The following is a 6,544-nucleotide window of genomic DNA, read 5'->3' on the forward strand; positions in this document are numbered from 1 at the left end:
GCTCGGGGGGCTCCGGGGCCGAGGGCGGCGTGGGCGGGCGGTGGTCCGCGGAGCCCGTCGCGTGCCGTACGCGGTCGCCTTCCTGGGTCCGGGGCGGCGGCGCCACCGAGCGGGCCATGCCCCGGGTGACGGCCTCCTGAATGGATCCGGCCAGTACGGTGGCCCCGGCCACGCCCTGGTCGGCGAGCATCTCGGCGAGCCCGCCGGCGTACCCCTGTCCCACGGCGCGGACCTTCCAGGCGTCCTGACGGCGGTAGAGCTCCAGGGCGCTGACCGCGGACTCGGCGTCCAGGCCGGTGAGCGTGAACGTGGCGATCTCGGCGCCGTCGAGCCCGGTGACGGCGACGAAGGGGGCGGGGACGGCGCCGAACCGCGCCGGGCCGCCCGCTCCGACGGGAAGCGCGAGCAGCACGGTGACCCGGTGGGCGCCGGCGGGCAGTGCCTTCAGATCGACGGCGAGACGGTGATCGGCCGCCGCCTGCTGGGAGACCTCCAGCCCGGGGAGCTGGGGCGAGCCGGGGTGGGCGATCCACTCGACGCCGCGCACCGTGCCCCGTTCGTCGCCGAGGGTGGCTCCGGCCACGACGGGCGTGCCCGCCGATACCCGGATCTCCAGACGGGTCTGGGGCAAGGTGTGGTTCTGCCCCCGGACCAGTTCGGCCGTCATTGCCCTGTCCCCCTCGACGATGGCCCGCGCGTCGGTGGGCGCGGAGCCGTGTTCTGCCGTGCCGTGTGGGGCAGCTCCCGGCGGCGGGTGCCTCCGGGAGCTGCTCCTGACTGTTGCGGTGCCGGCCGCTCCGGACCGGCGCGGGTCCTACAGGTGCGGGAGGATCGACGGCATCAGGTCCTGGAAGGTGCGGCCGTTGGCCGGGTTCCCGAGGGCCGTCATCTGCCATCCGCTGCCCGCGCGGTGCACCTTCGCCATGATCTGGGCGGTGTACTGGCCGCCGCCGTCGAGCGTGTACCGGGCGAGTTCCTGGCCGTTGGTCTCGTCGACGATGCGGCAGAAGGCGTGTCGGACCTCCTGGAACGTCTGCCCGGTGAAGGAGTTCACCGTGAAGACGATCTGGTCGATGTGGACCGGAATGCGCTGGAGGTCGACGAGGATCGCCTCGTCGTCGCCGCCGGAGCCGGCGCCGCCGACCAGGTTGTCACCGGTGTGCTTGACCGAGCCGTCATCGCTGACGAGGTGGCGGAAGAACACGACGTCGACCGGCTGCTTGTCGGCGAAGAGCACCGCCGAGGCGTCCAGGTCGACCTCGCGGGTGCGCGAACCGAACAGGCCACGGCGCGGAGCCGCCTGCCAGCCGAGCCCCATCCGTACCGCGGTCAGGGTCCCCCCGTCGCTCTTCTGCAGGCTGATGGCCTGACCCTTGGTCATATTGACCGTCACGCGCTGTCCCCTCTCGGCATTGCCCCGCAACCATCCGTGTGCGGTTTCCCCGCACCCTACGCATTCCACCCCGGGCGGCAGCAGGCTCGGCCCGTTTTTGTGTCGGTCTTGCAACACACCCGGCGCGGCTTGCCCGGCGCATCGGAAACCCCACCGGAGTCGCACCGGAAACCACGCCGGAATCCGCACCGGAACCGGCGCGGGACCGGCACACGTCAGCGGCGATCCCGCACCCACCGGGTCACCGGGTCACCGGGATCAGGCGAGGCCCGCTTCCTTCATCTGGCGCAGTTCCTTCTTCAGTTCACCGACCTCGTCGCGCAGCCGGGCGGCCACCTCGAACTGGAGGTCCGCGGCGGCGGCCCGCATCCGCTCGGTCATCTCCTCGATGATCCCGGCCAGTTCGGTGGCGGGCCGGTCGCTGAGCACCGCGCCGGGCGAGGCCGCCCTGCCCTTCGCCCCGCCCTTGGCGGCCTTGGAGCCGAGCGCGGGCACCGGCGCCTTGGCCTCCTTGCCCTGCCGGTAGCCGGAGCCGAGGAGCTGCTCGGTGTCGACCTCCTCGCGGGCGATGGTCGCGACGATGTCGTTGATCTTCTTGCGCAGCGGCTGCGGGTCGATGCCGCGCTCGGTGTTGTACGCGACCTGCTTCTCGCGGCGGCGGTTCGTCTCGTCGATCGCCTGCGCCATGGCCGGGGTGATCTTGTCGGCGTACATGTGGACCTGACCGGAGACGTTACGGGCGGCGCGGCCGATGGTCTGGATGAGCGAGGTGCCGGAGCGCAGGAAGCCCTGCTTGTCGGCGTCGAGGATGGCCACGAGGGACACCTCGGGAAGGTCGAGGCCCTCGCGCAGGAGGTTGATGCCGACGAGCACGTCGTACTCGCCGGAGCGCAGCTCGCGCAGCAGCTCGATGCGGCGCAGGGTGTCGACGTCGCTGTGCAGATAGCGGACCTGGATGCCGAGCTCCAGGAAGTAGTCGGTGAGGTCCTCCGACATCTTCTTGGTGAGCGTGGTGACCAGGACCCGCTCGTCGCGCTCGACGCGCTCGCGGATCTCGTGGACCAGGTCGTCGATCTGCCCCTCGGTGGGCTTGACCACGACCTCCGGGTCGACCAGGCCGGTGGGGCGGATGATCTGCTCGACGAACCCGTCGCCGCGTGAGAGCTCGTACTTCCCCGGGGTGGCGGAGAGGTACACCGTCTGGTCGATCCGCTTCAGGAACTCCTCCCACTTCAGCGGCCGGTTGTCCATCGCGGACGGCAGCCGGAAGCCGTGGTCGACGAGGGTCCGCTTGCGGGAGGCGTCCCCCTCGTACATCGCGCCGATCTGCGGGACCGTGACGTGGGACTCGTCCAGGACGAGCAGGAAGTCGTCCGGGAAGTAGTCGAGGAGGGTGTTGGGTGCGGTGCCGGGCGCGCGGTCGTCGAAGTGCATCGAGTAGTTCTCGACGCCGGAGCAGGTGCCGATCTGGCGGAGCATCTCGATGTCGTACGTGGTGCGCATGCGCAGTCGCTGGGCCTCCAGCATCTTGCCCTGCTTCTCCAGCTCGGCCAGGCGCTGCTCCAGCTCCCGCTCGATGCCGCCGACGGCCTTCTCCATGCGCTCGGGCCCGGCGACATAGTGGCTGGCGGGGAAGACGTGGACCGTGGGGTCCTCGCTGATGATCTCGCCGGTCAGCGGGTGGAGCGTGGACAGGGCCTCGATCTCGTCGCCGAACATCTCGATCCGGACGGCGAGCTCCTCGTAGACCGGGAAGATCTCGATGGTGTCGCCCCGGACGCGGAAGGTGCCGCGGGTGAACGCCAGGTCGTTCCGGCTGTACTGCATCTCGACGAAGCGGCGCAGCAGCTGGTCGCGGTCGACCTCCTCGCCGACCTTGAGCTGGACCATGCGGTCCACGTACTCCTGGGGCGTGCCGAGGCCGTAGATGCAGGAGACGGAGGCGACCACGATGACGTCGCGCCGGGTGAGCAGCGAGTTCGTCGCCGAGTGGCGCAGCCGCTCGACCTCCTCGTTGATGGAGGAGTCCTTCTCGATGTAGGTGTCCGACTGCGGGACGTACGCCTCGGGCTGGTAGTAGTCGTAGTACGAGACGAAATACTCCACCGCGTTGTTCGGGAGGAGCTCACGGAACTCGTTGGCCAGCTGGGCGGCGAGGGTCTTGTTCGGCGCCATCACCAGGGTGGGGCGCTGCAGCTTCTCGATCATCCAGGCGGTGGTCGCCGACTTGCCGGTGCCGGTCGCGCCGAGCAGGACGACATCCTTCTCGTCCGCGCGGATGCGCCGCTCCAGCTCGGCGATGGCCGCCGGCTGGTCGCCGCTGGGCTGGTAGGGACTGACGACCTCGAAGGGCGCCACCGAACGTTCGATCTTGGAAACGGGCCGCATGCAACCACCGTACGGCCCGCCACTGACAACGGCCCCGGATCAGCGGTACCGGGCCCCTCCCGCACCCTCGCGGACGGTGCTCCGCGGGCGCTGCCCGGGCCGCGGGGCCGGACCGGGTTCACCCGTCACGGCCCTGGGGTCGAACATGAGCACCACGGCGGCGAGGAGCAGGAAGCAGCCGGGTCCTGCCAGCATCGGGCCGATCATCTCGGCGGGCCGGTCGCCGGGCAGGACGTCGGCCAGGTCGGACGGCAGGGTGGGCGGCAGGTGCAGGTGCACGTCGAGCGCGGCCATGCCGGTGTAGTGCATCCCGGTCACCGCGACGGCCATCAGGATGCTCGCGCCGAGGCCCGAGCGGGCTCCCCGGAGGGTGACGGCGGCCCACAGGGCGCCCGTGGCGGCGATTCCGGCGATCAGCACCGAGAGGACGACGAGGGGCGTGTCGTACGCGAACCGCGCGTCCATGCGCATGCCCGCCATGCCGAGGTAGTGCATCGAGGCGATGCCGAGGCCGGTGATGGTGCCTCCCGTGATCAACGCCATGCGGGTCGCGCCCCGGTAGCCGACAATGAAGATGCCGATGCCGACCATCACCACGGCGATGGCCAGGCCTGCGAAGGTGAGGGGTTTGTCGTAGGAGATCGGGGTCTCCTGGACGGTGAAGCCCGTCATCGCGACGAAGTGCATGGTCCATACCCCGGAGCCGATGGACAGCGAACCCAGCGCCAGCCAGCCGGCCCGCCAGGAGCGAGCGGCGTGAAAGGACCGGGTGGTGCAGCGGAGTCCGAGGGCGGCTCCCAGGGCGGCCATGAGGAAAGCCGCGACCGGAGTCACCAGGCCGTAGGTGAATCCGTCGACTGTTCCTTGCATGCGCGCGCCCTTCGAAAAAGCCCGGGGGTCGAGGAGGGTCCCCCTAGGGGCGAGTCCCGGCAGGCAGACAGAGAAAGCACATTTTATCGGCACGGCCGCGGGGCATGCTCCGGCGGTGGCCCCGGGATCGAAGGTTCCGTTCATTTCGCGGCCATCGCCGCCCCGCCGGGCGTTGGCGGGCCGCTGTCACTCTCTGCGTGTCCGCACACTCCCGACGTGAGGAGTCCCCGTGTTCGTCCGCACCGCCACCGCCTCCACCACGGCCGCCGCCCTGCTCGGCGCCGGCGCCCTGCTGCTGCCCGCCGACCGGCCCGAGGCTCCGGAGCGGCAGGGGCAGGACGCCCCGGTCGTCGTGGCCCACCGGGGGGCGTCGGGCTACGCGCCGGAGAACACCCTCGCCGCCGTCGACGCCGCCGACGCGCTCGGAATCGCATGGGTCGAGAACGACGTCCACCGCACCCGCGACGGCGTGCTCGTCGTGCTGCACGACACCGACCTGAAGCGCACGACGGACGCCGAGCAGGTCTTCCCCGACCGGGCGCCGTGGGCGGTGAAGGACTTCACCGCGGCGGAGCTGGCGAAGCTCGACGCGGGCAGCTGGTTCGGAGCCCGGTTCACCGGGGCCCGGGTGCCGACGCTCACCCAGTTCCTGCACCGGATGGAGCGCAACCGGCAGAAGCTGCTGCTGGAGATCAAGAGCCCGGCGACCTACCCGGGCATCGAGCGGGACATCATCCGGGTCCTGGGACGGTCGGGGTGGCTGGACCGCTCCCACGTACGGAGCCGGCTGGTCATCCAGAGCTTCGGCGCCGACAGCGTGAAGGAGGTGCACAGTCTGCGCCCCGACATCACGACCGGCTTCCTGGGCACACCCGCGGTGGCCGACCTGCCCTCGTACGCGGCGTTCACCGATCAGATCAACCCCTCGTACGCGACGATCGGCGCCGACTACGTGGCGGCCGTCCAGCGGCTCAAGGGCCCGCACGGCAAGCGTCTGCGGGTGAACACGTGGACGGTCAACAAGGCGGCGGACGCGGTGAAGGCCCGTGACTACGGGGTCGACGGCATCATCACCAACTTCCCCGACGTGGTGCGCGACGCGACGAGCTGACGCGGCAGGGGGCGGGCCCGTCGGTTTCCCGCCGACGGGACCGCCGCTGTCAGTGGCGGGCCGTACGGTGATCGGCATGAACAGCTACGGGACCGGTGCCGATCCGGCCGTCGAGTGGGCCGTCGTGGACAGCGGCATCGGCCCGCTGCTGCTCGCCGCGACCGGGTCCGGTCTGGTGAGCGTGTCCTTCCACGCCCGCCCCGCCGTGCGGGACGCGGTCCTCGACCGGTTGCGGACCCGGTTCGGCGCGGAGCCGGTGGAGGCGCCCGGCTCCGCGCGGCTCGCCGGGCCCATCCGCGCGCTCGCGGCGTACTTCGCGGGCGAGCGGCAGGATTTTGACCTCGATCTGGACTGGTCGCTCACCTCCGGGTTCCACCGTGAGGTGCTCCGCGAGCTGGCGTCCGGGGTGCCCTACGGGACGGTCGTCGGGTACGGGGAGCTGGCCGCGCGGGTCGGCCGGCCGGAGGGGGCGCAGGCGGTGGGCGCGGCCATGGGGGCCAACCCGCTGCCGGTGGTGGTTCCGTGTCACCGGGTGGTGGAGAGCGACGGAGGCCTGGGCGGGTTCGGCGGAGGTCTGGAGACCAAGCGGCAGCTGCTGGCGCTGGAGGGGGTCCTGCCGCAGCCGCTGTTCTAGGGAGTATCCGCGAAGTATCGTCGTCCGCCCTCACGGCGGGCCACGCGGCGTCAGGTGCGTGCTCTCGGCGCGTCGGCCCCAGGCCCCCTCGTACGGGACGTACTCGGGTCCGGGTCGGCGCGGCGCGAGTGCGTGCATGGCTTCGGGG

General features: G+C 71.3%; 6 protein-coding genes. 2 read left to right on the forward strand and 4 right to left on the reverse strand.

The genetic code is table 11. The features are described 5' to 3' along the window. The 4 genes from HET64_RS34700 to HET64_RS34715 form a co-directional block, all read right to left on the reverse strand. Window positions 1-667: TerD family protein (locus tag HET64_RS34700; protein WP_215111224.1), on the reverse strand; the 667-nt coding region annotated here is incomplete at its 3' end. A gap of 147 nt (window positions 668-814) precedes the next feature. Continuing rightward, window positions 815-1,393: a TerD family protein gene (locus HET64_RS34705; protein ID WP_215111225.1), complete on the reverse strand. Its 579-nt coding sequence runs from the start codon at window positions 1,391-1,393 to the stop codon at window positions 815-817. Between the two features lie 258 nt (window positions 1,394-1,651). Continuing rightward, window positions 1,652-3,781, reverse strand: a complete 2,130-nt coding sequence (uvrB, locus tag HET64_RS34710; protein WP_215111226.1) for an excinuclease ABC subunit UvrB — start codon at window positions 3,779-3,781, stop codon at window positions 1,652-1,654. A gap of 39 nt (window positions 3,782-3,820) precedes the next feature. Continuing rightward, window positions 3,821-4,651, reverse strand: coding sequence for an MHYT domain-containing protein (locus HET64_RS34715; protein WP_215111227.1), 831 nt, complete (start codon window positions 4,649-4,651; stop codon window positions 3,821-3,823). Window positions 4,652-4,880: 229 nt separating this feature from the next. Between HET64_RS34715 and HET64_RS34720 the strand changes: the two genes are divergently transcribed. Both HET64_RS34720 and HET64_RS34725 read left to right on the forward strand, forming a co-directional pair. After that, window positions 4,881-5,762, forward strand: a complete 882-nt coding sequence (locus HET64_RS34720; protein ID WP_215111228.1) for a glycerophosphodiester phosphodiesterase family protein — start codon at window positions 4,881-4,883, stop codon at window positions 5,760-5,762. A 76-nt stretch (window positions 5,763-5,838) separates the two neighbouring features. Next, window positions 5,839-6,396: a methylated-DNA--[protein]-cysteine S-methyltransferase gene (locus HET64_RS34725; protein ID WP_215111229.1), complete on the forward strand. Its 558-nt coding sequence runs from the start codon at window positions 5,839-5,841 to the stop codon at window positions 6,394-6,396. Window positions 6,397-6,544: the final 148 nt, after the last annotated feature.

Source organism: Streptomyces sp. McG3, assembly GCF_018619185.1.
Lineage (GTDB): Bacteria > Actinomycetota > Actinomycetes > Streptomycetales > Streptomycetaceae > Streptomyces.

Coding starts and splice junctions, on each gene's coding strand:
- uvrB (WP_215111226.1), bottom strand. CDS start 3,781: ATGCGGCCCGTTTCCAAGATCGAACGTTCGGTGGCGCCCTTCGAGGTC.
- HET64_RS34715 (WP_215111227.1), bottom strand. CDS start 4,651: ATGCAAGGAACAGTCGACGGATTCACCTACGGCCTGGTGACTCCGGTC.
- HET64_RS34725 (WP_215111229.1), top strand. CDS start 5,839: ATGAACAGCTACGGGACCGGTGCCGATCCGGCCGTCGAGTGGGCCGTC.